The 25,431-nt window shown below is 61.5% G+C and carries 28 protein-coding genes and 1 tRNA gene; 10 read left to right on the forward strand and 19 right to left on the reverse strand.

Features of this window, described 5'->3' with window-relative positions:
- Positions 1-83: 83 nt before the first annotated feature.
- From OU993_RS06395 to OU993_RS06410, 4 genes are all read right to left on the reverse strand, one after another.
- On the reverse strand, positions 84-272 hold the full coding sequence (locus tag OU993_RS06395) for a YegP family protein (RefSeq protein ID WP_268155476.1): 189 nt from the start codon (positions 270-272) through the stop codon (positions 84-86).
- Between the two features lie 156 nt (positions 273-428).
- Entirely contained in the window at positions 429-1,211 is a 783-nt protein-coding gene (locus tag OU993_RS06400) for an ATP-binding cassette domain-containing protein (protein WP_268155478.1), read from the reverse strand.
- A gap of 1 nt (position 1,212) precedes the next feature.
- Positions 1,213-2,361, reverse strand: a complete 1,149-nt coding sequence (locus tag OU993_RS06405; protein WP_268155479.1) for an ABC transporter permease — start codon at positions 2,359-2,361, stop codon at positions 1,213-1,215.
- A gap of 144 nt (positions 2,362-2,505) precedes the next feature.
- Entirely contained in the window at positions 2,506-3,447 is a 942-nt protein-coding gene (locus OU993_RS06410; protein WP_268155481.1) for a sugar ABC transporter substrate-binding protein, read from the reverse strand.
- A 440-nt stretch (positions 3,448-3,887) separates the two neighbouring features.
- On the opposite strand from OU993_RS06410, the gene OU993_RS06415 reads away from it, so the two are divergent.
- Positions 3,888-4,187: a SelT/SelW/SelH family protein gene (locus tag OU993_RS06415; protein ID WP_268155483.1), complete on the forward strand. Its 300-nt coding sequence runs from the start codon at positions 3,888-3,890 to the stop codon at positions 4,185-4,187.
- Positions 4,188-4,321: 134 nt separating this feature from the next.
- A tRNA-Leu gene (locus OU993_RS06420) sits at positions 4,322-4,406 on the forward strand.
- Between the two features lie 82 nt (positions 4,407-4,488).
- On the opposite strand, the gene OU993_RS06425 is transcribed toward OU993_RS06420, so the two are convergent.
- The 4 genes from OU993_RS06425 to OU993_RS06440 all read right to left on the reverse strand — a co-directional run bounded on the left by OU993_RS06425 (position 4,489) and on the right by OU993_RS06440 (position 7,602).
- The gene (locus tag OU993_RS06425; RefSeq protein WP_268155485.1) at positions 4,489-4,839 is read right to left on the reverse strand and encodes a hypothetical protein; all 351 of its coding nucleotides are present in this window, start codon (positions 4,837-4,839) and stop codon (positions 4,489-4,491) included.
- Between the two features lie 88 nt (positions 4,840-4,927).
- On the reverse strand, positions 4,928-5,779 hold the full coding sequence (locus OU993_RS06430) for a C40 family peptidase (RefSeq protein WP_268155487.1): 852 nt from the start codon (positions 5,777-5,779) through the stop codon (positions 4,928-4,930).
- Between the two features lie 23 nt (positions 5,780-5,802).
- Positions 5,803-6,153 (reverse strand): MarR family transcriptional regulator, encoded by a 351-nt coding sequence (locus tag OU993_RS06435; protein WP_268155488.1) that lies wholly within the window; start codon positions 6,151-6,153, stop codon positions 5,803-5,805.
- Between the two features lie 60 nt (positions 6,154-6,213).
- Positions 6,214-7,602, reverse strand: a complete 1,389-nt coding sequence (locus OU993_RS06440; protein ID WP_268155491.1) for a leucyl aminopeptidase family protein — start codon at positions 7,600-7,602, stop codon at positions 6,214-6,216.
- A gap of 146 nt (positions 7,603-7,748) precedes the next feature.
- Between OU993_RS06440 and OU993_RS06445 the strand changes: the two genes are divergently transcribed.
- Positions 7,749-8,591 carry a tetratricopeptide repeat protein gene (locus OU993_RS06445; RefSeq protein ID WP_268155493.1) on the forward strand — a complete coding sequence of 281 codons (843 nt, stop codon included), beginning with the start codon at positions 7,749-7,751 and terminating at the stop codon, positions 8,589-8,591.
- Between the two features lie 82 nt (positions 8,592-8,673).
- Here the strand turns inward: OU993_RS06445 and OU993_RS06450 are convergent, their stop codons facing one another.
- The 9 genes from OU993_RS06450 to OU993_RS06490 all read right to left on the reverse strand — a co-directional run bounded on the left by OU993_RS06450 (position 8,674) and on the right by OU993_RS06490 (position 17,511).
- A complete protein-coding gene (locus tag OU993_RS06450) occupies positions 8,674-9,651 on the reverse strand; it encodes a type II secretion system F family protein (protein WP_268155495.1) in 978 nt (325 codons plus the stop codon).
- 10 nt (positions 9,652-9,661) lie between these two features.
- Entirely contained in the window at positions 9,662-10,666 is a 1,005-nt protein-coding gene (locus tag OU993_RS06455) for a type II secretion system F family protein (RefSeq protein ID WP_268155497.1), read from the reverse strand.
- A gap of 22 nt (positions 10,667-10,688) precedes the next feature.
- The gene (locus tag OU993_RS06460; protein ID WP_268155500.1) at positions 10,689-12,185 is read right to left on the reverse strand and encodes a CpaF family protein; all 1,497 of its coding nucleotides are present in this window, start codon (positions 12,183-12,185) and stop codon (positions 10,689-10,691) included.
- Between the two features lie 30 nt (positions 12,186-12,215).
- Positions 12,216-13,505 (reverse strand): CtpF protein, encoded by a 1,290-nt coding sequence (locus OU993_RS06465; RefSeq protein ID WP_268155502.1) that lies wholly within the window; start codon positions 13,503-13,505, stop codon positions 12,216-12,218.
- A gap of 23 nt (positions 13,506-13,528) precedes the next feature.
- The gene (locus OU993_RS06470; protein ID WP_268157540.1) at positions 13,529-14,179 is read right to left on the reverse strand and encodes a CpaD family pilus assembly protein; all 651 of its coding nucleotides are present in this window, start codon (positions 14,177-14,179) and stop codon (positions 13,529-13,531) included.
- Positions 14,180-14,192: 13 nt separating this feature from the next.
- Positions 14,193-15,767: a type II and III secretion system protein family protein gene (locus tag OU993_RS06475; RefSeq protein ID WP_268155505.1), complete on the reverse strand. Its 1,575-nt coding sequence runs from the start codon at positions 15,765-15,767 to the stop codon at positions 14,193-14,195.
- Positions 15,768-15,785: 18 nt separating this feature from the next.
- Positions 15,786-16,607, reverse strand: coding sequence for a Flp pilus assembly protein CpaB (cpaB, locus tag OU993_RS06480; protein ID WP_268155507.1), 822 nt, complete (start codon positions 16,605-16,607; stop codon positions 15,786-15,788).
- A 104-nt stretch (positions 16,608-16,711) separates the two neighbouring features.
- Positions 16,712-17,221, reverse strand: a complete 510-nt coding sequence (locus OU993_RS06485; protein WP_268155509.1) for an A24 family peptidase — start codon at positions 17,219-17,221, stop codon at positions 16,712-16,714.
- 110 nt (positions 17,222-17,331) lie between these two features.
- Positions 17,332-17,511 (reverse strand): Flp family type IVb pilin, encoded by a 180-nt coding sequence (locus tag OU993_RS06490; protein ID WP_268155511.1) that lies wholly within the window; start codon positions 17,509-17,511, stop codon positions 17,332-17,334.
- Between the two features lie 438 nt (positions 17,512-17,949).
- Between OU993_RS06490 and OU993_RS06495 the strand changes: the two genes are divergently transcribed.
- From OU993_RS06495 to OU993_RS06525, 7 genes are all read left to right on the forward strand, one after another.
- A complete protein-coding gene (locus OU993_RS06495) occupies positions 17,950-18,315 on the forward strand; it encodes a pilus assembly protein N-terminal domain-containing protein (RefSeq protein ID WP_268157542.1) in 366 nt (121 codons plus the stop codon).
- A gap of 96 nt (positions 18,316-18,411) precedes the next feature.
- Positions 18,412-19,044, forward strand: coding sequence for a TadE/TadG family type IV pilus assembly protein (locus OU993_RS06500; protein ID WP_268155513.1), 633 nt, complete (start codon positions 18,412-18,414; stop codon positions 19,042-19,044).
- A complete protein-coding gene (locus OU993_RS06505) occupies positions 19,041-19,655 on the forward strand; it encodes a TadE/TadG family type IV pilus assembly protein (RefSeq protein ID WP_268155515.1) in 615 nt (204 codons plus the stop codon). Before OU993_RS06500 ends, OU993_RS06505 begins: the two co-directional genes overlap by 4 nt.
- A 99-nt stretch (positions 19,656-19,754) precedes the next feature.
- Entirely contained in the window at positions 19,755-20,975 is a 1,221-nt protein-coding gene (locus OU993_RS06510) for a phosphopentomutase (protein ID WP_268155517.1), read from the forward strand.
- A complete protein-coding gene (locus tag OU993_RS06515) occupies positions 20,972-21,979 on the forward strand; it encodes an adenosine deaminase (RefSeq protein WP_268155519.1) in 1,008 nt (335 codons plus the stop codon). Before OU993_RS06510 ends, OU993_RS06515 begins: the two co-directional genes overlap by 4 nt.
- Before the next feature lie 75 nt (positions 21,980-22,054).
- A complete protein-coding gene (upp, locus tag OU993_RS06520; RefSeq protein ID WP_268155521.1) occupies positions 22,055-22,684 on the forward strand; it encodes a uracil phosphoribosyltransferase in 630 nt (209 codons plus the stop codon).
- A 104-nt stretch (positions 22,685-22,788) separates the two neighbouring features.
- The gene (locus OU993_RS06525) at positions 22,789-23,328 is read left to right on the forward strand and encodes a TIGR02281 family clan AA aspartic protease (protein ID WP_268155523.1); all 540 of its coding nucleotides are present in this window, start codon (positions 22,789-22,791) and stop codon (positions 23,326-23,328) included.
- A gap of 4 nt (positions 23,329-23,332) precedes the next feature.
- Here the strand turns inward: OU993_RS06525 and deoA are convergent, their stop codons facing one another.
- Positions 23,333-24,643 carry a thymidine phosphorylase gene (gene deoA / locus OU993_RS06530; RefSeq protein WP_268155525.1) on the reverse strand — a complete coding sequence of 437 codons (1,311 nt, stop codon included), beginning with the start codon at positions 24,641-24,643 and terminating at the stop codon, positions 23,333-23,335.
- A 6-nt stretch (positions 24,644-24,649) separates the two neighbouring features.
- Positions 24,650-25,420 (reverse strand): deoxyribose-phosphate aldolase, encoded by a 771-nt coding sequence (deoC, locus tag OU993_RS06535; protein ID WP_268155528.1) that lies wholly within the window; start codon positions 25,418-25,420, stop codon positions 24,650-24,652.
- Between the last annotated feature and the right edge of the window lie 11 nt (positions 25,421-25,431).

Here is a 25,431-nt window from a genome sequence, read left to right on the forward strand (position 1 = left end):
ACTGAACCCCGCCACAGGCAGATTGTTCCGAAAAATCGGTCCCGGTGCGTCGCCGTCACCGGAACGATCGCTTCGGTTGTCGGTCAGGCGGATGCCGTCGTCTGGTCGTCGACGGTCGCGTCCGGGGCGTTCTTCTTGATCGACTCGATGGCCTTCAGCGCCGACGCCTTGGCCTTGTAACCTTCCGAGCCGAACATCTGTTCGCCATTGGAGGCCTTGAACCGGAACCGGAATTCGCCGGCCTTATCCTTGTAGACTTCGAACTTGTACATGCTTTCCCCCTTGCTATGCTTCACCACGAGCTTAATTAGCCCATTTTGGCGAGGCAAGCGGTAAAATAGAACCGGTCGCGGAAAAGAACTCTCCAAAAAGGACCGGCCGGATGCATGGGTAGCATCCAGCCGGCTCAGGAGGAGACTGTTTGCCGGCTAGACCGTTCCGCCGAGCGAGCCTTCGAGTTCCGCGAGATCCGCGCCACCGGCCATCAGATCCTGCAGTTCTTCCGTCGAGATTTCGCCGCGTTTTGCGGTTCCGAGCGTCTTGCCACGGTTCAGCACAGTAAAACGATCACCGACCGCCATGGCATGGCGGACATTGTGGGTGATGAAGACGACGCCGACGCCGGATTTGCGCACGCGGTCGATGGTCGCCAGCACCTGCGAGGTCTGGCGCACACCAAGCGCGGAGGTCGGTTCGTCGAGGATCAGCACCTTGGCGCCGAAATGCACGGCGCGGCTGATCGCGACCGTCTGGCGCTCGCCGCCCGACAGCGTGCCGACCGCCTGCGACGGTTCGCGCAGCTGGATGCCCATGCTGCGCATCGCCTCCATCGCCACGCGGTCTGCTTTTTCGAAGTCGAAGAAGCTGAAGGGGCCGAACCGCTTCTTCGGTTCGCGGCCCATCCAGAAATTGCGGGTGACCGACATCAGCGGGATCATCGCCAGATCCTGGTAAACGGTGGCGATGCCATAGGCCATGGCCTCGCGCGGGCTTTCGAACAGCACCGGCTTGCCTTCGACAAAGATCTCGCCCCTGGTCGGTTTGTAGACGCCCGACATGGTCTTGATGAAGGTGGATTTGCCGGCGCCGTTATCACCCAGCAGGCAGTGGCATTCGCCCGGCATGATGGAGACGGTGACACCGGCCAGTGCGATGACGGAGCCGAAGTGCCGTTCGATGCCGCGCAGTTCGATCAGAGGGGTCTCGGACATCTCAGCGCTCTCCCGTGATCAGCCGGCGGATATAGGTGTTGAGAACGACGGCGAGCAGCAGGATGACGCCGAGGAAGACGCGGAAGAGCGAACTTTCGACGCCGGCGAAGAACAGCCCCTGCTGCACGACCCCGAAGATCAGTGCGCCGAGCGCTGCGCCGATAACCGAGCCATAACCGCCGGTGAGAAGCGCCCCGCCGATGACAACGGAAATGATCGCCTCGAACTCCTTCAACAGTCCACGGTCTGCGGCAGCCGAGCCGAACTCCATGACCTGGCAGGTGGCAAAGACGGTGGCGGTAAAGGCCGTGAAGACGAACATCAGGATTTTCACCCGGGCCACCGGCACGCCGACATACCGCGCGGCCTGCGCATCGCCGCCGGCGGCAAAGATCCAGTTACCGAACTGCGTGCGGGTGAGCAGGATGTGGCCGAAGATCACCAGGCCGATCGCCCAGACCATCAGCATCGGCACGCCGTCGATGACCGGCTGGCCGGCGCGCGTTCCGGCTGTGAACTTGGCGATCACCCCGACATCCGCCAGCCAGGAAAACAGGCCGGTCAGGATCTTGCCGCCAAAGACCGGCGCCAGCCAGTCGCCGGCCGCCGCCTCCTTCACGCCGCCGATGATCGTCTTGCGGGTGGTGGTGATCGAGATGAAGATGGTGAGGCCGCGCAGGATATAAAGCGAGGCCAGCGTGACGATGAAGGATGGCAGGCCGGTCTTGATGACCAGGTAACCGTTGGCAGCACCGATCATGAGCGACAGCACGAAGGCTGCGATGATGGCTGCCCAGACCGGCCACCCCATGGACACGCTGAGCAGTGCAATGATGATGCCGGAAAAGCCGATCATCGAACCGATCGACAGGTCGAATTCGCCGGCGATCATCAGAAGGCAGGCGCCGACGGCGAGAATCATGAACTGGGCCGAGACGGTCGACCAGTTCATGATGCCCTCGGGGCCGAACATGCCGGTATCGCTGGCGACGAGGAAAAAGTAGACGAAGACGAGGATCGTGCCGGTGATCGCGCCGAGTTCCGGCCGGATCATCATCTTGCGCAGGCGCGAGATGTCCTTGACGCGCTCATCACGCGCAACCGCCTGGCCTGCTTGAGCGGGCTGAGGCGTCGGGCTTGCGTCACCCATGGTCTGTCTCCCTGGACTATTGAATGCACGGCTCCAGCCCCGGCCTTAGGGGGCGGGCGAGCACGCATGCGAATGGTGTGAAGGCACCGCGAACCGGTGCGGCATCGACCGGCGGCGGATCTGCCGCCGGTCGAGCGTTGGTGATCAGCGATATTCGCCGGCGAGTTTTTCCACCTGGGCGATGTTGTCCTTGGTGATGTAGCCGGGTCCCGAATTGATCGAGTTCGGCGGAATGACGCCGTAACGGGCATAGTTCGTCAGAAGCACGACCGGCAGGTAACCCTGCAGGTAAGGCTGCTGGTCGATGGCGAAGGTGATGATGCCGTCCTTGATCGCCTTGGAGATGTCACCCGACAGATCGAAGGTGGCGAAGAACATCTTGCCGGCCGTGCCGTTTTCCTTCAGCGCGGCGATCGTCGGTTCCGCCGAATTGGGGCCAAGCGTGATCACGCCGTTGGTATCCGGGTTGCTGCGCAGGTAGGCGAGCACCTTGTTCTTCACTTCCGACGGGTCCATGCCGGAATCGATCATCTGGTTGCCGAGCTTGACGCCGAGCGCATCGGCAAAACCCTGGCAACGCTCCACCGAGGCGGGGTTGGTGATGTAGTGGTTGACGCAGACGAACTTGGTGACGCCGGCAGCCTTTGCCTTTTCACCGGCGCCCTTGCCCGCATCATATTCCGGCTGGCCGATATGCAGCAGGGCGCCCAGGTCCTTCGACTGCTTGATCGTGCCGGAATTGACGGTGATCACCGGAATTCCCTTGGCGACCGCATCCTTGATCGGGCCGCTCAGCACGTCGACATCGGCGATCGTGGTGATGATGCCGTTCGGGCTGGACGCGGATGCCTGTTCGATGATGCGCGCCATGTCGGCAAGATCACCGCTCGGCGGATTGCGATATTCGGTGGTCACGCCCATCTGCTTGCTGGCGACGTTCAGCGCGTTCTTGATCGTATTCCACCAGGAATCGGAATCGGGCGCGTGCGAGACGAACACAAAACGTTCGTTGTCGGCATGCGCAATCGAGGCCGGACCACCCAATGCGGCAGCAACCAGGCCAAAGGCCAAAAGCAATTTCTTCATCGTTTTCCTCCTCAAGGGGTCTCCTCACCCCGTCTTTGCAAAGCGCCCTCCGCCGGCGGCAGGTCGGGCGGGTGCCGCTTGTCTCTCTCCCAGCAAGCGGACCCTTCTCTCTACATTCGGAATTTTTGTTCCATTTCTATCTTTAGTCAACAGATTTATTCTCTGCATGCGATGCACAAAATGTGCTGGAACGGCGCAAAACCGGCCTCCGAGACACTTCCGAAGCGGCTGCGGTGCGTCGCAAACACAACGAATGCAAATCATTTCATGGGCTTCGCGCGAACGAGACACAAAGCTTGCGACCGGGCGCATACGGAGTTGCCGCTCAAAAAATTTCCGTGAGCGCGCGCGATGGACAGGCCTTACGCGGAGGGATTTGAAATGCCGGGCGGCCATCCGCTACAAGACTAAAAATGCGAGGCACGAAAGGGCATGCGACGATGACGAAGCCGAGAATCACGATCACCTACTGCACCCAGTGCAACTGGCTGCTGCGCTCCGCCTGGATGCTGCAGGAACTGCTGCAGACCTTTGGCGACAGCCTGGGCGAAGTGGCGCTGATCCCCGGAACCGGGGGGATTTTCGAGATCCGCGTCAATGAGGAGCTGATCTGGGAACGGGTCCGCGACGGCGGTTTTCCGGGGCCGAAGGATCTGAAGCAGCGGGTGCGTGACTGCATCGACCCCGAGCGCGACCTCGGCCACCTGGACCGAACTTCCAAACAAAAACAAGAGGGATAGCGAAGGAGCGGTGTGCGGCTGTGGACCGTGACCCCTGCATTTCGGCTGCTTTCCACACAAAATGCGGGGCTGACACAGAAAGTTCAAAAAGGTCGTTGACAGCCGCAGCCGGGACCAGTACATGGCTCCTCGTCGCCCAGATGGCGGAATTGGTAGACGCGCAGGTTTCAGGTACCTGTGCCGCGAGGCGTGGAGGTTCGAGTCCTCTTCTGGGCACCAAATTCCAAACAAAAAAGCTCGCTTCGGCGGGCTTTTTTGTTGTCTTGTCTCCGGCCGTCCAATCGGGTTCTGCCCGCCCGGTTTACTGCTTCGGCAGGTCGTACGGGTTCAGGCCCGGAACCCAGGGGCGGTTCGGCATTTCGGTCCCGGAATAGACAACGCCGTTCTTTTCGCAGCGATAGACGCGCACCGGGAAATCCGGGAAAGGCTCGCCGCGGTGCCAGCGGCGGTTTTCAATCGCGACCGTGCAGTCGCCCGGATCGTTCTCGTCAGAGCGGACGATGCTGTCATGCGGCACGACGCCTGGCAGGTCCTTGTAGACCGGCGCCGGGTTTTTCCAATTGAGCTGCGGTGACTGTTCGGCCGCAACGGCAGGCCCTGCGGCGGCGAGGATCAGCAGTGCGGAGGCGAGGCCTCTCAACCGGGTGGTCATGCGGGACGTCCTGTTCTTCATCCTGTCAATGTAGGCGTTCGGCCCGCCCTTCGCCACCAGACGCCCAAACATCTGCGTGATGAGACAATCAGAGGAAACGGCGATAACCGGTCGGCTGGCCGTAGAGCCAGCCGATGCGCTGAATGGCGGCGTCGAGCGGTTCGCGGGCGACGCTCATCGTATGACCATTGGCGTGCAGGATCGTGTCCTTGTCTTCCAGGATGGCCGCATGGCCCTTCCAGAAGGCGAGGTCTCCCCGCTTGAGGTCCTGTCGTTCGACCGGCTGGCCAAAATTCGCCTGCATGTCGGAATCGCGCGGCACGCTGTGCCCCGCCATCAGGGCGGCCAGTTGCACGAGGCCGGAGCAATCGATGCCAAAACCGGTGCGGCCACCCCAGAGATAGGGCGTTTCCAGATAAAGGCCGGCGATTGTGACATAATCCTCTGCGGGGGCCGTTCCGAGCGGCAGGCAATGGCGGGCAATCACTGCGCCGCCGCCTTCCAGCAGCAGATAACGCGTGCCCCGCGTTTCCGCCTCACCGGTGATGCGGATGCGGCTGCCCATGGACAGCGCATGGAGCGGCACCTTGCGCAGTTCCGCTTCCGGATAGACGAAGGTGCGTGGAACCGTGACCCAGTGGCTTGCTGCGGCCGGCTGTTCGAGATCGGTCTCCGGCAGATAACCGACATAACCGTCGAGATCCGCCTGCACCCAGGCCCAGCCGTCCTGCCGATCAAAGACGCGGACGGATTCGCCCAAAAGAAGTTGCGTATCGATGCCGCTTACCGGATCCGGTTTCGGCCGCAGATCCGCCACGGGCACAGCCACCCGCGCCGGTTCCCCCAACGTGAAACGATCCGCCGTGACCTGGCCTTGCAGGCGCTGGTCGGCAAGATCCGGGCGGTAGGCATTCAGGCGGCGGTCAAGGGAGGCGGACATCAATGTTCCTTCAGGGGCTTTTGTCAGGGTGCGGTATGGCGTGCTTCCGCCCGGATCAGGTCGCCGAGTTTCTCAAGATAGAGCGCGCCGGCAAGCGTGCGTTTGATGATGACATTGCGGCGGTCCTTGTCATCGCGTTCACGGTCGACAAGGTGCAGGGCGCCCATGGTATCGAGCGCCCGGGTGATGACCGGTTTGGTGACGCCGAGGGTCGCGGCGAGGCCACGGACCGTATGCGGCGGCGGCACCAGATAGATCTGCAGCAGGATCGACAACTGCCGAAGGCTCAGGTCGTGCCCGTCGCGGCGCACCTGCTCGAGCACAACACGATGCCAGAGGCCAAGTGCCTCGGTGGCGGTCAAATCAGCAGGCATAAACACTCCAGACCACTGCCGTTTGTCATTCTCCGTCGATCCCGCACCCTTCGCAAGGGATCAGCCGCCCGTCGCGATGACGGAAAACAGAGCGCGGATCGCCTGCGCCTCGCCACCGATCGGCGTCTGCGGCTTTTCATTTGGCGACCAGGCAAAAATGTCGAAATGCGCCCAGCTCTTGGCACCGCCGGCAAAACGCTTGAGGAAGAGGGCCGCCGTAATGGAGCCTGCCATGCCACCGGACGGTGCGTTGGTGATGTCGGCCGCCCGCGCGCGAATATCCTTTTCATACCCCTTGAACAGCGGCATGCGCCACAGGGCGTCGTCTTCCGCAACACTGGCGGCCATCAGCGCGCTCGCCAGCGCCTCGTCATCGGTGAAGAAGGGCGGCAGATCCGGGCCGAGCGCCACACGGGCGGCACCCGTCAGCGTTGCCATGTCGATCATCAGGTCCGGCTCCTCTTCACCGGCATAGGCGAGCGCATCGGCCAGAATCAACCGGCCTTCGGCATCGGTGTTGTCGATCTGCACACTGATGCCCTTGCGGCTGCGGTAGATATCGCCGGGGCGGAAGGCATTGGCGGAAATCGAGTTTTCCACGGCCGGTACGAGCACGCGCAGATCGATGTCGAGCCCGGCATCCATGATCATCAGGGCGAGCGCCAGGACATTGGCGGCACCGCCCATGTCCTTCTTCATCAAGAGCATGGAGGCCGCCGGCTTGATGTCGAGGCCGCCGGTATCGAAGCAGACGCCCTTGCCGACGAGCGTGACCTTGCGGGCGCCCTTGCGGCCGAACCGCATATCGAGCAGGCGTGGGGCCTCGGCACTTGCGCGGCCAACGGTGTGGATCAGCGGAAAATTCTGCGCCAGCAGGTCTTCGCCGACGATGCTGGAGGACGTTGCACCATAATGGGCGGCCAGCGCGTGGAAGACCTGTTCCAAGCGTTCCGGTCCCATGTCATTGGTCGGCGTATTGACGAGGTCCCGCGCCAGGAAGACCGCGGCCCAGGTCCGCTCCAGAGCCGCAGCATCGATACCGTCGGGCAGCGCCAGGAAGATATCCGGCGCCTTTGCCGTTTTGTAGCTGTCGAAACTGTAGGTGCCGAAAGCAAAGCCAAGAGCCATCTGCCGGTCAGAGAGCGCGGTTGCCTCGATCCGCCAGACGCCGGCCGGCAGGGCGCGCGGCAGCTTGCCGGTGATGAAGGGCTGATCGGTCGGGTCGCTGCCGAGGCCAAACAGTGCACCCGCCACCTGACCATCCGCGCCCGGCAGCAGCAGAAGGCTGCCCGCATCCGCCTTGAACCCCGCAGATTTGGCCCAGGCCACGGCATCGGCAGACGGCCTGCCCTCTTCAAGATCGGTCGGGGTCACCGCGTAAACGGTACGGAACGCCTCCGAGGCTGCGCGGAAGGGAGACGGTCGGTCGATGAACTGGAAGGGCGCCATGGGATGCTTTCCGGGAATGCTTTCGGGTTAAGACTTAACGAACTGTTAGGGTTAACAGATTATTGCTTGAGGCAGGAGAGTGCCACCTTTCTTCGCGTCGAAAGAGCGCACGAAGCAGGCGGCGAAGGATACCGCGAGACGCCACGATGACCAGACCCAAGTTTCCTTCTGCACAACGCCGGCTTTGGCAAACGGTCGCCTGCTCGGCGCTTCTTGCCTTGACGCTCTCATCCTGCAACACGACACAGCGCAATGCCGACAAGCTGACGACGAGCTCGATCCCCTCGGTCAACCTGTCGAAGCCGGTCGAAAGCATGACGGCGCCGGAACTGGCGGCAGCCGAACGAACGGTGGGGGCCGCCTACGACCAGAACCCGAAGGACCGCAACACCGGCCTCAGCTATGCCAGCATTCTGCGGATGAACGGCAAGAATGCCCAGGCGCTTGCCGTGATGCAGCAGGTTGCGATTGCTCATCCGAGCGACCGCGACGTGCTGGCCGCCTATGGCAAGGCCCAGGCCGCGGCAGGACAGCTGGAGCAGGCGCTCAACACGATCAACCGTGCCCAGACGCCCGACCGGCCCGACTGGCGCCTCTATTCGGCGGAAGGTGCGGTTCTCGATCAGCTCGGCCGCTCGGACGAAGCCCGCAACAAATATCGCCAGGCACTCGACGTGCAGCCGAATGAGCCCAGCGTCATGTCCAATCTCGGCATGTCCTATGTGCTTTCGGGGGACCTGAAGACGGCCGAGAAATACCTGCGCAACGCAGCCGACCTGCCGGCAGCCGACAGCCGGGTGCGCCAGAACCTCGCCCTCGTCGTTGGCCTGCAGGGCCGGTTTGCCGAAGCCGAAACCATCGCCCGGCGGGAGCTGACGGAAACCCAGGCGGAAGCCAATGTCACCTATCTGCGTTCGATGTTGTCCCAGCAGAATGCCTGGGCAAAGCTTGCGGACAAGGACGGCAAGAAACCCCAGGCGACGAACTGATACGTCGGAGACAATTCTCAAGACGACGAAGCCGGCCACAGCGCCGGCTTTTCGCGTTTCAGCATGGATACCTGCGGGGTGATCAGAAGCGATCGGCCACCTGGATCCCGGCCGGACCAAGGATGACGGCAACCAGCACCGGCAGGAAGAACAGGATCATCGGCACCGTCAGCTTCGGCGGCAGGGCGGCTGCCTTCTTCTCGGCGTCGTTCATGCGCTCATCACGGCCCTCCTGGGCCAGCACGCGTAGCGCCTGGGCAACGGGTGTGCCGTACCGCTCAGCCTGAATAAGGGCCGTCGTGACCGCCTTGACGATATCGAGCTGGGTGCGGATCGCGAGGTTTTCCAGGGCTACACGCCTGTCCGGCAGGAAGGAGAGTTCCGCCGTGGTCAGCACCATTTCCTCGGCCAGTTCCGGCGATTGCTGCGACATTTCCTCCGCCACGCGCCGCATGGCCGCCTCCAGCGATATACCGGATTCGACGCAGATCAGCATCAGGTCGAGCGCATCCGGCCAGGCGCGCTTGATCGAGGCCTGGCGCTTGCCGATGCGATTGCTGACAATGATGTTGGGGAGATAAAATCCGACATAGGCCGAAACGATAGTGACCAGAAGCCGGATTGCGAAGGGCCGTTCGGACATGTTGCCGAGGCCGAAGATCCAGATACCGACGACGGTCAGGAAAACGAAAGGCAGCACGAAACGGCAGAACAGGAAAATGTTGAGCGCGTTCTGAGTGCGCAGGCCCGCAGCCTTCAGCCGGTTGACGGTGTTTTCATCGACAAGGGCCTCCCGCAGGTTGAACTTCTCGACGATCTGGCGGACCGGCTGGTTGTTCTGCGTTCGCAGCGTACCACGGCTCATCTCGCTGTTCATGCGGGCGCGTTCGCGGCTGCGCATCTGCTCCCGTTCGGTCGAGACGGCCCGCATGCGCTTGTTCAGGTCGCGCCCTTCCAGCATGGGCATGACGAGGGTGTAGAAGGTGGCGAAAACGGCAAGCGCCACCAGAATGGCAAGAAGCGTGGCCGGATCGGTGAGGCGTGCGGCAAGATCAGTCATCGGTTTCGCCTCAAATGTCGAAATTGATCATGTTGCGCATGACGAAGATGCCGATCGACATCCAGATGCCGGAAAACAGCAGGATCAGATGTCCGCGCGGATCGCTGAACAAGACCATGATGTATTGCGGCGAGGTGAGATAAACGAGCGTGGCGACGATGAAGGGCAGCGCGCCGATGATGACGGCAGACGCCTTGGCTTCCATCGACAGGGCCTGGACCTTGGCCTTCATCTTGCGGCGTTCGCGCAGCACCTTGGACAGGTTGCTCAGCGCTTCCGACAGGTTACCGCCGGCCTGGCTCTGGATCGCAATGACGATCGCAAAGAAGTTCACCTCCGGCAGCGGCATGGTCAGCATCATGCGCGCACAGCCTTCCGGGATCGAAAGCCCCACCTGCTGCGCTTCGACAACCCTGCGGAATTCACTTTTCACCGGCTCCTGCCCATCGCTGGCGATCAGGCGCATGGCATCGTTGAGGGGCAGGCCCGAGCGGATGGAGCGCACCATCACATCCAGCGCATTCGGCAGTTCCTCGAGGAACTTGTTCTGTCTGCGTGAGATGATGAAACCGAGGACCCAGCGCGGCACGCCAATGGCGGCGACGAAGGAAATCCCGAGAATGGCGACCAGCGGCAGGCCGGCAATCAGGCAAACCAGGAAGGTCACGCATCCGAACAGGACACTGAACATGTAGAAACGGCCGGGAGTGAGCTGCAGGCCGGAACGGGCAAGCCTCGCCTTGAGGCTCCTGTCGCCGAACTTCTTGTTCTTTTCCTGCTGCTTTTTTTCCAGATCCTTCAACGAATCCTGAACGGACTTGCGGCGCTTGGAGAGTTCCTGCACGCGATCGCGCGCCGCCTTGACCTGGACCCGGTCGGTCTCTGCCGCTCCGACGCGGCTCATGCGGGAGGCGGTCTTCTTTTCCACCTCGATACGCGAGAACATCAGGCCGTAGGCAAAGGCTGCCGCGGCGACGGCGACAAGGGCTGCAAGTGCCACGACCGTGATGTCCATCTCCGCGGTTCCCTCATTGGCCTCAGTTTGAGGCGGCTTCCATCTGGTCGAAGGCAGCGGCCAGACGCTTCTCTTCGTTGTAGTAACGGGCGCGATCCCAGAAATGCGGCTTGACGATGCCGGTCGAGACATGCCGGCCGATCAGGCGGCCGCTGGCATCCTCGCCGTCGATGTCGTAGCGCATCAGATCCTGGGTCACGATCACGTCGCCTTCCATGCCGATCACCTCGGTCACATGGGTGATGCGGCGCGAACCGTCGCGCAGACGGGCAGCCTGGATGATGACATCGACCGAACCCGAGATGATTTCGCGCACCGTCTTTGCCGGCAGGCTGAAACCGCCCATGGCGATCATCGATTCCATACGGCTCAGGCACTCGCGCGGCGAGTTGGCGTGGATCGTTCCCATGGAACCGTCGTGGCCGGTGTTCATAGCCTGCAGAAGGTCGAAGACCTCCGGTCCGCGCACTTCGCCGACGATGATGCGTTCAGGGCGCATACGAAGGCAGTTCTTCACCAGGTCGCGCATGGTGATCTCGCCTTCGCCTTCGATATTCGGCGGGCGCGTTTCCAGACGCACCACATGCGGCTGCTGCAGCTGCAGTTCGGCGGTATCCTCGCAGGTGATGACGCGTTCGTGGCCATCGATATAACGGGTGAGGCAGTTCAGAAGGGTCGTTTTACCCGAACCCGTACCGCCGGAAATGATGACGTTGCATCGCACGCGGCCGATGATCTGCAAAAGCGTGGCGCCGGCCTGCGTGATCGATCCGAACTTCACCAGCTGGTCGAGGGTCAGCTTGTCCTTCTTGAATTTACGGATCGTCAGAGCCGGTCCATCGAGCGAGAGCGGCGGAGCGATGACGTTGACACGCGAACCATCCGGCAGACGCGCGTCGCAGATCGGGCTCGATTCATCGACGCGACGGCCGACCTGGCTGACGATGCGCTGGCAGATGGAAAGAAGCTGCTGGTTGTCGCGGAAACGGATCTCCGATTCGATCGTCTTGCCGCTCACTTCGATGAAGGTCTGGCCGGCACCATTGACCATGATGTCGGCGATGTCGTCGCGCGCCAGGAGCGGTTCCAGCGGACCGTAACCCAGAACGTCGTTGCAGATGTCCTCGAGCAGTTCCTCCTGCTCGGCGATCGACATCGCAAAATTCTTGATCGTGATGATGTCGTTGACGATGTCGCGGATTTCCTCGCGCGCGCTTTCGCCATCGAGCTTCGACAACTGCGACAGATCGATCGTATCGATCAGTGCCGAGAAGACCTGCGACTTGGTGTCGTAATACCCCTCATCCCGGGTCGTGCGCCGTCTTGCGGCCGTCACCTGCTGCGGTGCCAGCGGTGGCGGCTGGACCGGCTGACGGACATCCGCCGTCATCGTGCCGGAGGCCTCCTGCAAGACTTCCGGTCCCCTCGCCGTGCTTGCGTCCGGCGCAGCCATGGGCGGCTTGGGCGAAACGACGCCGCCCGCCTTGCCGAAACCATCACTTCCGCGTTTACCGAACATGCTTCGATCCAGTTCTCACACTCTTGATACTTACTTGCGTCCGAGCAGGCTCAACACCTTGCCGAGACCGCCCCTCTTATTCTTCTTCCCCGTCGACCGACCCGTGACGATATGGGCGATCTGCGAAAAGGTTTCCGCCGTCGGCGACTTGGCATCCATTTCCGAGATCATCCGGCCGCTATTGGCGGCATTGCCGAAGAGCGGCGCATCAAAGGGGATGATGGCGATCGGCTCGATCTCCAGAGGCTCGATGAAATCGGACGGCGCGATTTCCGGACGCTTCGGCAAACCCACCTGATTGAGGATCAGATGCGGGCTGCGATCGTTCGGCCGCAGCTTCTTCAGGGCATCGATCATGTTCTTGGTGTTGCGCAGGTTGGCGAGATCCGGGGTCGCCGTGATGACGATCTCATCCGCTTCTGCCAAGACGGCACGGGTCCAGTCGCACCAGGCATGCGGAACATCCAGCACGGCCACCGGCGCACTGCGCTGCAGAACCTCGATCACCGGCAGGAAGGAGTTCCGGTCGAAGTCATAGGCACGGTCGAGAAGCGAGGGCGCCGCCAGAAGCGACAGGTGTTCGGAGCATTTGGTCAGCAGACGATCGAGGAAGACTTCATCGAGACGCTCCGGCGCAAAGACCGCCTCGGCTACTCCCTGGGCCGGATCCTGATCGAAATCGATGTTGGCCGTGCCATAGGGCAGATCCAGATCCGCGAGGATTGTTTCCGTCGAGAACAGAGAGGAAATGCCGAACGCGCAGTTGTGCGCAATGGTGGACGAACCGACGCCACCCTTCGCACCGATGAAGGCGATCGAGCGCCCGAGCGGCTCGGCTTCCGGATCGACGAAAATATTGGCGATGGCGGCCAAAAGGTCCGGCATCTTGACCGGCGCCACGAGATATTCGGAAATGCCGTTGCGGATCAGTTCGCGGTAGAGCGTGATGTCGTTGTGGCGTCCGATGATGATGACGCGCGTCGACGGATCACAGACTTCCGCCAAAGGCGCAAGCTCCTGCAGGAGACCCGCAGGCGCGCTGTCCATTTCCAGCACGATCAGGTTCGGCGTCGGTGCCGAGGCAAACATGTTGGCCGCGGCCGACACGCCGCCGCTCGTCACGCGCAGATTGACCTTGGACATGCGGCGATCGAGACCCAGGCGCTCGATCACGCGATGCATGCCTTCGCTCTCGCAGAAGGCATGGACGGAAATGCGCGGCAAGGGACGCGTCTTTTCCATCTCGCTCGGACGCAGAGGATCCGTTGTGGCCTCGTCCTCCTTCGCGGAGGTGCGGATGTCGTAATCGATCGCGCTCATTCTCTTCCCCGGTCCAACAGGCGTTATTCGGACGTCGTGTCACTGCCGCTGCGGTAGTTTTCGATGACCGTCGAGCGGCGGGCCGCGTCGATGGGTGTCATGCCGCGCGGTCCGAGAAGGTCCGTCGGATTGGCGATCTGGGCCGCCAGATTGTTTTGCGAGGCACAGCCGAAATTGTACCAGTTGCGGTTGTTCATGGTGTTGTCCGAAAGATCCTCCGGCCATTCGCCGCAGGAGGATGTCACGGCCTTGGTCGCGATGAAGGACAGGCGGATGGGTGCCGCATCCCCGTTCGAGCCCGCGGCGTAGGCGGTCATGACAATGTTCTGGGCGCGAATGCCGGAGGCAACCAGCGCGCTGCGCACCTCATGAGACAGGCGGGCCGCCGCCGGTGCGTTCAGGCTTCCCTGCGGCACCTGCACCTGGACATAGGACGACGGCGAGGCCGTGAAGCGTTGCGCGAAACCCTTGATCGTGTCCTTCATGCCGGTCGTCAGCCGGGTGTCGTTGACGCCGACAGGCAGATCGAGCGCTGTCTCGGCATCCGTCAGGACGATGGGGTGGCGCTCACGATAATCCATCGGGATCGAGCCCGTCACGTCGCGATTGGCGCAACCGGAAACCATGGCGGCAGACAAAAGCAGGATGGCAGCGGCAAACGGTGTCTTGTGCATCTTCACGTGCCTCTCACTTGTAGATGAAACCGACGGCACCATGGTAACGGCCGGCATCGACCTGCTCCTTGCGTCCGTAGATCTTGTTGACGCGGTTGAGGAAATACATCGCGCCGTCATTTTCCGGATTGAAGTTGTCGTCCGGGCGGGCAAGCTCGTTGCGGGCCACCGGGCGCACCAGATAGGGCGTTGCAATGATGACGAGTTCAGTCTCGTTGCGGATGAAATCCTTGCTGCGGAAAAGCGTGCCGAAGACCGGAACCTTCGAGATGCCCGGCAGTCCGGACATCGCCTGGCGGACATTGTCCTGGACCAGACCGGCGATCACGATCGAGCCGCCGGAGGGAAGCTCGACGCTGGTCGAGGCTTCGCGCTTGCGGATCGACAGATAGGTCGAACCGGGAATGGAGGCCGACGAGCCGTTGCCGGTGACGGCGGACCCTTCGTAGGTCGGTTCGGACACGTTCGTCTCGATCTTGAGGCTGATGCGGCCAGCGGAAAGAACGACCGGCCGGAAGTTCAGCTCGACCCCATAATCGACGGTCTCGATGGTGCGTGAAACGGTGGTCTGGTTCGTTTCGCTGTCGTTGGACACTTCCTGCTGGCCGGCGATACGGTATTCGCCGCCGACATAGAATTTCGCTTCTTCACCTGAAATGGCGGTGAGGCTCGGCTCGGCGAGCGTGCGCATCACGCCGGCCTGTTCCATGGCGTTGACATAGGTGGCGAGATTGACATCGCCGATGGCGCCCGTGGCCTGTCCAAGACCGCCGACGGAGACGGCGTTGCCGAGGTTCGTCGGATTGGCGAAGGAGATCCCACCGCTGGCCGCCGATCCGATGGTGGAAATGGTGCCGTTGAAGCCGAGCTGCTTGAGGACCTGGCGACTGACTTCCGCCACGGTCACCTTGAGCGTCACCTGATCTTCGCCTTCGATGGTCAGAAGGTTGACGATCTGCGATTCCTGACGGTCTTCCGCATAGATCGCGACCGCTCCGTCACCGCTGCTGTTGCTGGTCGCCGTCGTGTTGCGGGTCGTCGCTTCACCGCCCTTCAGGAAGGCCTTGGCAAGCTTTTCCGCCTGCGCGGCATCCTGCGGGGTGCGGACCGTGCCCGTCAGCACGATGTTGTCGGAGACGATCTCGACCTTGATGGCCGATTCCGGCAGGAATCGCCGCAGGTTCTGTTCGAGGCCGCTGATATCGCGTTCGACCTCCAGATCGAGGCTGACGATTTCTTCGCCACCGGGTCCGAAGATGAAAATATTCGTCTGTCCGACGGCCTTGCCGAACAGATAGATGCGCCGGGATGTGCGGGTGATGGCATCGGCCACCGATGGATCGGCAACGAGAATGTCGTGGGCATCGGCCGGAAGATCAACGACCAGTGCCTTGTTCAACCCAAGCTTCAGGCGCTTGCGGCTGCCGCGACTGGATTCGGCAATGCGGATGATGCTCTGTTCGGCGGCCTGCGCCTGCGGCAGCTTCAGCTGGCCGGCGACGAAATCCGGCGTTATGCCGTTAAATGCCATGGAAAAGCAGAGGCTTGCTGCAGCGACAGAGCGAGATCTCTTGTACAAGTGCGTCACGTTTGCGCCCTCTTCGACTTACCGTTGGACCGGTGTACTGTTGCTACTGCTACTGCCGGTGACGATCGCACCCGACTTGATGACCTGGACCTCCGCCTTGCCGTCACCACCGGCCAGCAGGTAATCGGCTGCTGTCGTATCGGGCTCCTGAACATCCGCGACGGAGCGCAGTGCAAGGGTGAGCCTGTCTGCCATCTGCTGCGCGACGGCGATAACCTTTGCCTGATCCGGGGTGAGTTCGAGCGTGGCCGTGGTCCCGACAACGGCCTTGCTGCCATCCTGCTTTTCTTCGATGTGCTGATCGATCGCGAGGACGCGGATATTGTTCAGGACGTTTTCCGTCAGATAACGGCCTTCGGTGTTCTTGCGGACCATGATGACGTCCACCCGGTCGTTCGGCAGGACAAAGCCGCCGGCGCCCGTCGCGACCGAGATCTCGGTTGCCACCGCACGTTTGCCGGACGGCAGGATCGAGGACATGATGCGGTTCGAGGAATCCGCCACCTTTTCGGCGCGCACCGGTTCGCCGGCAAACATCGGCAGTCGCACGACGGCACCGGTCAGTTCGGCCAGTGCCTGGGGCCGGGCGGACTCCGTGATGAACCCTTCCGTCACGCCACCTTCAGGCCAGGCCATCCAGCGGATCGACTTGTCATTCAACCGGCTGCCAACGGGAAGGTTTTCCGCAGACACCAGAACGTTGACCGTCGGCTCCTTGCGGATGATCTCCTTCGCCTCCTGAACGACGGTCTTTCCGCCGGACAGGCGCATGGCGAGCAGACCGGCAAGGCCGGCCGCAACGACTGCGACGGTGAGAATGATGAGGCGAGCGGGTTTCATGACCATTCCTTAAGGGAGTCCGAACATCCCCTGCACAATGGTCCGCCAATGGTGTAATTAAGGTTAATGTATCACTTAACGGTATGGTTAAATTTGTCGATACTTTATGCCGCGCTGCGCATCAGAAGTGTGTAGAGAGGCGCCTCGCTCCACGCGAGCAACCCTCCGGCAGCGATGGCGATCGCGTAGGGTATCTTCTTGGCGGTTACAAGTGAATGCGGCAAGGGAAGGCCGATCGCCATGATCGAATTCGCCTGCGATCGAAGCAGCAGGATCAGCAGCGTCAGGACGCCGCCGGCGATCGAGACAAGAACAAGGAAGGACACCAGGGACGCATTGTAGCCGAACCAAAGCGCCGCGGCCGTGAGCAGCTTGGCATCTCCGCCGCCCATGACATTCATCGCAAAAAGCGCAAAACAGCCAGCAAATACGGCGAGAGCGGCGAGCGTGGCAATTCCCAGTTGGGTGGGATCAAACCCAGCGATCAAAGCCACCGGATAAAAGGCAAGAACCAGGATAATGGAAACCCAGTTCGGGATCTTCATGGTCAGAAGGTCCGTTGCGGCGGCGATAGCGAGCGCTGCGGGGAGAATGACGGCAAGAAATGATGCCATAGTTTTGCCCCGTGATTTAACTGGCCATGCCTGATCTCTGGGACCAAAATCATGTTGCCGCGGTTGGGAAAGCCGCCAGATGGCGGCTTTCGACCTCAATCTTTTCCGACTTAGCTCTTGGCGCCTACGTCAAGATACGTCGAGATGTTGTTGAACTGGGTGTTCAGGCTGTTGCCGAGCGTCGTGGCGCCGGCGATCAGGGCAACCGAGATCAGGGCGGCGATCAGGCCGTACTCGATAGCCGTTGCACCCGATTCATCTTTCAGAAAACGTGCGAAAATCTTGGACATGCTACTCTCCTAATCCGGGTTAACTTCAGCACTGCCGACAACTGTTGTCCGCTGTTCGGTGAGGCCAAATTACGGGGGCTCGATTTCCATCTGCTTAAAAAGATCAGTTAATAAAGTCTTGCGGGCCAGCAACGAATGGCAGGGTAAACGTAATTTCAAAACGATTGCTCAAATTTGAGATGTGTCCCGCCGTATCCAAGCAAAGCTGAATTTGCCTTGATCGCTCGGCATTTGACGCAGCCGCGTCGGGACGAATTGGATCATTGTTACACGAACCGGCGCCATAAACCCTGTATCAAAATGAAAAATCGAATGATTTTAGGACGTTAACGGTTCATTCACCAATCCGCGCCATGCTTTCATATGAAACACCTATTGCGGGAAGGCGGATCGACGATGGCCCCGGTAATGCTTGTGCGTGTCGCTGCGGTCGCGACGATGCTGTTGTCCGGTACGGCTGGCGCCATGGATTCGGGCGACGGCCTGTTACGCGTCTTCATGAATCAGGCCCGCGTGCTGAAACTGGACCGTCCCGTCAGCAAGGTCATCGTCGGCAATGCGGAAGTCGCCGACGCCACGGTTGCCGATCCGACGACCATCGTCCTCACCGGTCGCAGCTTCGGCACGACCAACCTGGTTCTCCTTGATTCAGAAGGCAATGCGATCGCCGACGAGCGGATTCTCGTTTCGATCGACGAGGGGAATACGGTTCGCGTTTTCCGCCAAACAGAACGCACCGTGCTTTCCTGCACACCCAATTGCGAGCAGCACGCCGACACCAAATCCAGTTCGTCCGGCAACTGATCTGTGCCGCATTGGCGCAAACTCTAACGGTGGAAGAAACGGAAAATCAATACAATCAGCCTAGCGTCGGGGCCTCGAAGGAGACCCGTAAGCCGCATGTGCGAGAGTGTTGACCAAGATTTGACGCCGAACACATCCACAGTGCCGAAGGCAGCGTGGAGGCGAATCTGGCCATCCCGTGACGGCGCAGCTGCGATCGAATTCGCAATTCTCGCCATCCCCTACTTCATGATCGTCTTTGCGATCATCGAAACCTTCGTCGCCTTCACGGCGGAACAACTGGTTTCGAATGCGGTCGAGACTCTGTCGCGTCAGCTGAGAACCGGCCAGATCACAACAGGTCTCGGTCGCTCGACCGACAAGACGCAGACGGAATTCCGCAAGCTCTTCTGCGATGAGATCGCGATCCTGATCCAGTGCTCGGCGGAGGAGATCGCAACGCCGGACAAGCTTTACCTCGACGTCCGCACCTTCTCGACCTTCGCAAACATTCCGACGACGATCCCGCGAAAATCCTCGGACACCTACGCCGATATCGACACCACATCCTTCGGTTATTCGCCCGGCGGAGCGAAGTCGATCAATATGGTGCGCGCCTATTATCGCTGGCAGATCATCACCGACCTCGTGCGGCCCTATATTACCAATATTCGGCCAACCGATGGTTCTGTGCCGAACTATTTCCTCATCGTGGCGACCTCGGCCTTCCAGAACGAGGATTACCCATGAGGGACACAAGACAGCCATTCTGCTGCCGGTCGAAGCTTAGACGTGGCATTTTCCTGCCTCTGCGGCGGCTGCTCATCGACCGCCGTGGGATCGGTGGCGTGGAATTCGCCATCCTCGCGCCCATCCTGATTGCGCTCTACATCACCTGTTTCGAGCTGACGATCGGCTTCAGCGTGTCCAAGCGCGTTACCCGCGCCGCGGGAACGGTGGCCGATCTGGTGACCCAGCAGTCGGAGGTCAACAAGACCTATCTCGCCACGATGGTGGATGTCTCGAAGGCAATCTTCGTTCCCTATAACAGCAGCGCCGCCAGCATATCGCTGAAGCTCACCGGCATTCAGGTGGATTCGACCGGCACACCCAAAGTGGTGTGGTCCTGGGATCAGAGCAATGCCGCTCCCTATGCCGTGGGAACGACCGTCACGGGTGTTCCCACCGAAATGAAGACGGCGGACACGTTCCTGGTGCGCTCGGAACTCTCCGTTCCGCACGAACTCCTGATGTTCCTGCCCGGGGTCGTCTCGTCCGAAACGCGTTCGATCACGATTGGCAGAACCTATTTCTATCGCCAGCGTGTCGGCGATTCCGTCCTCTGCAAGGATTGCTCATAGCGTGTGACACCCTTTGCAACGTTGCTGCCTGCCCTGTATGAAGGCAGAAACAATCAGGCTGCCCTCATCCAGGGCAAATCCCTGCAGACGTGGTGATTGATGGCACGTGCCTTTCTTTTCGTACTCGATTCCTTCGGCATCGGCGGCGCCCGGGATGCGGCGAAATATGACGATCTGGGCTCCAACACGCTCGGTCATATCGCCGAATTCTGCGCGGCCGGCGCAGCCGACAAGACCGGCCTGCGGAGCGGTCCGCTGACGCTGCCAAACATGTCGGCGCTGGGGCTTCTCCATGCGGCCCAGCAGGCCTCAGGCGACTGGCCGGCAGGCATGCGGGTTCCAGAGCGCATCTACGGCCTGCACGGCGCCGCAAGCGAAGTCTCCCGCGGCAAGGATACGCCGTCGGGCCATTGGGAGATCGCCGGAACGCCCGTGATGTTCGACTGGGGTTACTTCTCGACGGAGGGCGATGCCTTTCCGGAAGAACTCGTGGAGGCCATCTGTCGCGAGGCGAACCTGCCAGGCATTCTCGGCAATTGCCATGCCTCCGGCACGGAGATCATCGCAATGCTCGGCGAGGAGCATATCCGCACCGGAAAACCGATCTGCTATACCTCGACCGATTCCGTCTTCCAGATCGCAGCGCATGAGATCCATTTCGGGCTGGAGCGGCTGATCGCGCTCTGCCAGACGGTACGCACGCTGGTGGATCCGCTGAACATCGGCCGGGTGATCGCACGGCCTTTCGTCGGCGAGACGCCAGAGACCTTCGAGCGTACCGGCAACCGGCGCGACTTTTCCGTCCTGCCGCCGGAGCCGACGCTGCTCGATCGCCTTGTGGAGGCCGGACGCACGGTTCATGCCGTCGGCAAGATCGGTGACATCTTTGCCCATCAGGGCGTCTCCCGTGTCATCAAGGCGAATGGCAATGACGCCCTGATGAACGCGACGCTGACCGTGATGGACGAGGCTCAGGATGGCGATCTCGTGTTCACCAACTTTGTCGATTTCGACATGCTGTACGGTCATCGCCGCGATGTGCCCGGTTATGCCGCGGCACTCGAAGCCTTCGACAGGCGGCTCGGCGAGGTACATCGCAAGATGAAACCCGGCGACCTTCTGCTTTTGACCGCCGATCATGGCTGTGATCCGACCTGGCGCGGCACCGACCATACGCGCGAACGGGTGCCGATTCTTGCCTACGGGCCGGGTGTTGCCCCACGCGACATCGGCATCCGAGACAGTTATGCCGATATCGGCGAAAGCATCGCCGCTCATCTGGGCATCGCCCGAGGCAAATACGGCCGGAGTTTTCTGTGACCCATCATCTTCTGAAGGCGGAAATCCACTGCCATATCGAAGGCGCAGCACCGCCGGCCCTCAGTCTGCGGCAGGCGGAAAAATACGGCGTCGATGTCTCCGGTTTCGTCCAGGGCGACACCTATATCTGGCGCGACTTTGCCGAGTTCATCCAGTGTTATGACAAGGTGGCGTCGCTTTTCCGCTCGGAGGAGGACTATGCTCTTCTGACCGAAAGCTACCTCATGGAGCTGGCCGAGATCGGCACGATCTATAGCGAGATCATCGTCTCTCCCGATCACGGCGACCGGATCGGGTTGGGGGCGGATGCCTATCTTGCCGGCATCACCGATGGCATCCTGTCTGCCAAGGCAAAGACCGGCATCGAGGCCCGCATCATCGTCACCGGCGAGCGGCATTTCGGGCCAGACCGGGTGATCGCTGCCGCCGACTATGCCGCCCGCAGCCACAATCCGCTGGTGACCGGCTTCAACATGGCGGGCGAAGAGCGCATGGGGCGCGTTGCCGACTATGCCCGCGCCTTCGACATTGCCCGCGATGCGGGGCTCGGCCTGACCATTCATGCCGGCGAGGTCTGCGGCGCCTTCAGCGTCAGCGATGCGCTCGACCTCGTCAAACCGTCGCGCATCGGCCACGGCGTGCGCTCGATCGAGGATCCCGCCCTCCTGCGGCGTCTGGCGGATGAGGGGATCGTGCTGGAAGTCTGCCCGGGGTCCAACGTGGCGCTCAACGTGTTTGCCGATTTCGAGAGCCACCCGTTGCGGCAGTTGAAGGATGCCGGTATCCGCCTCTGCATCAATTCCGACGATCCGCCCTTTTTCAAGACCTCGCTGAAACGCGAATACGAGCTTGCCTCCGGCATCATGGGGTTCTCCGATGCCGAGATCGACGCCATGACGCGCACGGCTCTGGAGGCCGCCTTCATGGATGAGGGGACGCGGCAGGCGCTTCTTTCGCGTTTCGATGCGCATGTGGCTGGGGATCATGCGGCAAACCAGGCCTGACCGCTTGCGGCAGAGCCGGTTTTCCGTGAAAGAGTGATGACAGCAAAGAGATAAGAAGAGCAAAGGCAGGTTCTCATGGACGGCGTTACAGTCATCGATCATCCGCTGGTGCAGCACAAACTGACGATCATGCGTCGGAAGGAAACCTCGACGTCGAGCTTCCGCCGGCTGCTCAGGGAAATCTCCACCCTGCTCTGCTACGAGGTGACCCGCGATCTCGAACTGACGATGGAAACGATCGAGACGCCGCTGACGGAGATGCAGTCGCCGATCCTCGAAGGCAAGAAGCTCGTCTTCGCCTCCATTCTGCGCGCCGGAAACGGTCTTCTGGAAGGCATGCTGGAACTGGTGCCGGCCGCTCGTGTGTCGCATGTCGGCGTCTACCGTGACCATGAAACCCTGCAGCCGGTGGAATATTACTTCAAGGCGCCGGAAAACCTGGCTGAGCGTCTGGTGATCGTCGTCGACCCGATGCTGGCGACCGGCAATTCCTCGATTGCCGCGGTGGACAAGCTGAAGGAACGCGGGGCCGCCAATATCCGCTTCCTGTGCCTGCTGGCAGCCCCGGAAGGCATCAAGAATTTTCGCGAGGCGCATCCGGACGTGCCGGTCTATACCGCCTCGATCGACAGCCACCTGAACGAAAAGGGTTACATCGTTCCGGGGCTCGGCGATGCGGGCGACCGCATGTACGGGACCAAGTAAGCTTTCGTTAACATCAAGTTCAAAAGACGCCCGCACCGGACGGTGGCGGGCGTTTTTTGTTCAGCCTTCCCGTCTACGGTTCCGGTGAAACCGGAGCCTTGTCCATGCTGCGCATGCTGATGCTTGTCGCCTTCGCCGCCGCAGTCGCCTCGCAGATCCCCTATCTGATGGGGCTCACCAACATTGGCCGGGAAGAAACGGCGACAGCCACACAATCAAAGCCTGCAACCGCAAGCCAGTCCGTGGCGCCTGCCAAGGTCCAGTCTTCCGCCCCCGGCACCGTTGTTCTGCCCTCCGATGGGCGCGGTCATTTCCTGGCAACGTTCAAGTTGAACGGCAAACCCGTGGAGGGCATGGTGGATACCGGTGCAAGTCTGGTGGCGATCAACGAATCGACCGCCCGGCGTCTCGGCTTTTCCGCCAACAGCCTCGATTTCAAGTACACGTCATCAACGGCAAACGGCGGAGCGAAGGTCGCCCTGGTCACGCTTGATCGAGTGGAAATCGACGCAATCCGGGTATCCGGTGTTCGCGCACTCGTCTTTCGCGACACCTCGCTCTCCGGCACGCTGATCGGCATGAGTTTCCTCAACCGGCTGGCCTCCTTCGGGGTGGAGGACGGGCAGTTGCAGCTGAAGCAGTAGGTGATCAGCCGATCTTCTTCAGCACCACCGGCCTGTCGGCTGGCTTTTCCGCAGCAATCTCGTAGAGCGAGGCGACATGTCGGGCGACCTGTTCCCCGATCGCCTGATCGGCAGCGTGGACGAAGGCGATCGGCTGTCCCTTCTCGACCTTTGTGCCGAGTGGCAGGATCTTGTCGAGGCCGACGCGGGGATCGATCTCATCGGAGGCACGTTTGCGCCCGCCACCGAGTTCCACCACGGCCAGACCGAGACCACGCGTATCACTGGCAGCCAGAAAGCCGTCAGCGGAGGCCGGAACCGCCGTCACATAGGCAGCGCGCGGCAGGTAATCCTGCGGGTGGCGGACGAAATCCTGCGGCCCGCCGAGCACATGCACCATACGGGAGAAGGTCTCCATGGCGCGGCCGGAGGAGAGGGCATCTTTCGCCTTCGCCAGCCCCGCCTCAACCGTCTCGACGCTTCCGGCCTGCAGCAGCATGTCTGCGGCAAAGGCAAGCGTCACCTCTTCCACGCGCGTTCCAGCCTTCTTGCCGGCAAGGAAATCAACGCAATGAATGACTTCGAGCGCATTGCCGGCCGCATCGGCCAGCGGTTCGTTCATGTCTGTCAGAAGCGCGGATGTCCTCACCCCTGCCCCATTGGCCACCTCGACCAGGGACGTGGCCAGCGCTTCCGCCTCTTCCTGGCTCTGCATGAAGGCACCGTTGCCGAATTTCACGTCCAGCACCAGCGTCTGAAGTCCGGCGGCGAGCTTCTTGGAGAGGATGGAGGCGGTGATCAGCGGGATCGATTCGACCGTCGCCGTCACGTCGCGGATGGCGTAAAGCCGCTTGTCGGCCGGCGCGAGGTCTCCGGTCTGGCCAATGATCGCGCAGCCGGCCTCCTTGACCGCCTTGCGGAACAGGTCTTCACCCGGCATGACGCGGTAACCGGGGATGGAGGCGAGTTTGTCCAGCGTTCCCCCGGTATGGCCAAGCCCGCGGCCGGAAATCATCGGCACGGCAAGCCCGCAGGCCGCCACGATCGGCGCCAGCATCAGGGAGACATTGTCGCCGACGCCACCCGTCGAATGTTTGTCGGCAATCGGCTTCCTGATCTCCTGCCAGGAGAGCACATCGCCACTGTCGCGCATGGCAAGTGTCAGTGCGATGGTTTCCTCGCGCGTCATGCCGCGGAAGAAAGTGGCCATGGCGAAGGCCGCAACCTGGCCTTCCGAGATGCGTTCAGCCGTGAGCGCCTCGATAAAAGCGCGGATCTCGGCGGCGGACAGTTCCTGCCCGTCGCGTTTCTTGCGAATGATTTCCTGCGGGATCATGACCGATCAATATCCGGTGGACGCGCGTGGACCAGCCGTGCCAGCGATGGTCGCCAGAATATCATCCAGCAGGCCGGAGGCGCCGAACCGGAAGGTGGAGGGCATCAGCCAATTAGCGCCCATGATGGTTTCGGCGAGCCGCAGATACAGATCGGCATCGGCGACAGTGGCAATGCCACCGGCCGGCTTGAAGCCGACCTTCTTGCGGCTGTCGCGGATCGCCTGCAGCATGATATCGGCTGCCTCGAGCGTCGCGTTGACGCTGACCTTGCCCGTCGAGGTCTTGATGAAATCGGCACCTGCCTCGATGGCAAGTTCCGAAGCTCGGCGGATCTTGCCGCTGTCCTTGATTTCCCCGGTTTCGAGGATGACCTTCAGGCAGGCGGACGGGCAGGCAGCCCTGACCGCGCTCACCATCTCCGTCACGGCCGTTTCGTTGCCGCCCAGGAAAGCCCTGTACGGGATCACCAGATCGATCTCGTCGGCTCCGTCGACAATCGCCTGGCGCGTCTCCTCCACGACGGACGCCACCGGCAGCTCGCCAGACGGAAAATTGACGACGGTCGCAATCTTCACTGGATGGCCGTCTCCCAGGATGCCGCGCGCCTGCGCCACAAAGCGCGGCCAGATGCAGATGGCGGCGGTCACACCATGCGGGCTCTGCGCACGGCGGCACAGCGTCTCGATGGCGGCTGCGTCGCAATCCTCGCGCAGGTTCGTCAGATCCAAGAGCGTAAGGGCGAAGGTCGCCACTTCCCGCGGGCTCAACAATTCCATGACATGACCTC

Source organism: Rhizobium sp. SL86 (assembly GCF_026672545.1).
Taxonomy (GTDB): domain Bacteria; phylum Pseudomonadota; class Alphaproteobacteria; order Rhizobiales; family Rhizobiaceae; genus Neorhizobium.

Coding starts and splice junctions, on each gene's coding strand:
- OU993_RS06485 (WP_268155509.1), bottom strand. CDS start 17,221: ATGGCATCATTTCTTGCCGTCATTCTCCCCGCAGCGCTCGCTATCGCC.
- OU993_RS06490 (WP_268155511.1), bottom strand. CDS start 17,511: ATGTCCAAGATTTTCGCACGTTTTCTGAAAGATGAATCGGGTGCAACG.
- OU993_RS06500 (WP_268155513.1), top strand. CDS start 18,412: ATGTGCGAGAGTGTTGACCAAGATTTGACGCCGAACACATCCACAGTG.
- upp (WP_268155521.1), top strand. CDS start 22,055: ATGGACGGCGTTACAGTCATCGATCATCCGCTGGTGCAGCACAAACTG.
- OU993_RS06525 (WP_268155523.1), top strand. CDS start 22,789: ATGCTGCGCATGCTGATGCTTGTCGCCTTCGCCGCCGCAGTCGCCTCG.
- deoC (WP_268155528.1), bottom strand. CDS start 25,420: ATGGAATTGTTGAGCCCGCGGGAAGTGGCGACCTTCGCCCTTACGCTC.
- OU993_RS06510 (WP_268155517.1), top strand. CDS start 19,755: ATGGCACGTGCCTTTCTTTTCGTACTCGATTCCTTCGGCATCGGCGGC.
- OU993_RS06450 (WP_268155495.1), bottom strand. CDS start 9,651: ATGACTGATCTTGCCGCACGCCTCACCGATCCGGCCACGCTTCTTGCC.
- OU993_RS06470 (WP_268157540.1), bottom strand. CDS start 14,179: ATGCACAAGACACCGTTTGCCGCTGCCATCCTGCTTTTGTCTGCCGCC.
- OU993_RS06410 (WP_268155481.1), bottom strand. CDS start 3,447: ATGAAGAAATTGCTTTTGGCCTTTGGCCTGGTTGCTGCCGCATTGGGT.
- OU993_RS06445 (WP_268155493.1), top strand. CDS start 7,749: ATGACCAGACCCAAGTTTCCTTCTGCACAACGCCGGCTTTGGCAAACG.
- OU993_RS06440 (WP_268155491.1), bottom strand. CDS start 7,602: ATGGCGCCCTTCCAGTTCATCGACCGACCGTCTCCCTTCCGCGCAGCC.
- OU993_RS06400 (WP_268155478.1), bottom strand. CDS start 1,211: ATGTCCGAGACCCCTCTGATCGAACTGCGCGGCATCGAACGGCACTTC.
- OU993_RS06425 (WP_268155485.1), bottom strand. CDS start 4,839: ATGACCACCCGGTTGAGAGGCCTCGCCTCCGCACTGCTGATCCTCGCC.
- OU993_RS06465 (WP_268155502.1), bottom strand. CDS start 13,505: ATGAGCGCGATCGATTACGACATCCGCACCTCCGCGAAGGAGGACGAG.
- OU993_RS06405 (WP_268155479.1), bottom strand. CDS start 2,361: ATGGGTGACGCAAGCCCGACGCCTCAGCCCGCTCAAGCAGGCCAGGCG.
- OU993_RS06435 (WP_268155488.1), bottom strand. CDS start 6,153: ATGCCTGCTGATTTGACCGCCACCGAGGCACTTGGCCTCTGGCATCGT.
- OU993_RS06430 (WP_268155487.1), bottom strand. CDS start 5,779: ATGTCCGCCTCCCTTGACCGCCGCCTGAATGCCTACCGCCCGGATCTT.
- OU993_RS06460 (WP_268155500.1), bottom strand. CDS start 12,185: ATGTTCGGTAAACGCGGAAGTGATGGTTTCGGCAAGGCGGGCGGCGTC.
- deoA (WP_268155525.1), bottom strand. CDS start 24,643: ATGATCCCGCAGGAAATCATTCGCAAGAAACGCGACGGGCAGGAACTG.
- OU993_RS06505 (WP_268155515.1), top strand. CDS start 19,041: ATGAGGGACACAAGACAGCCATTCTGCTGCCGGTCGAAGCTTAGACGT.
- OU993_RS06395 (WP_268155476.1), bottom strand. CDS start 272: ATGTACAAGTTCGAAGTCTACAAGGATAAGGCCGGCGAATTCCGGTTC.
- OU993_RS06495 (WP_268157542.1), top strand. CDS start 17,950: ATGCTGTTGTCCGGTACGGCTGGCGCCATGGATTCGGGCGACGGCCTG.
- OU993_RS06455 (WP_268155497.1), bottom strand. CDS start 10,666: ATGGACATCACGGTCGTGGCACTTGCAGCCCTTGTCGCCGTCGCCGCG.
- OU993_RS06415 (WP_268155483.1), top strand. CDS start 3,888: ATGACGAAGCCGAGAATCACGATCACCTACTGCACCCAGTGCAACTGG.
- cpaB (WP_268155507.1), bottom strand. CDS start 16,607: ATGAAACCCGCTCGCCTCATCATTCTCACCGTCGCAGTCGTTGCGGCC.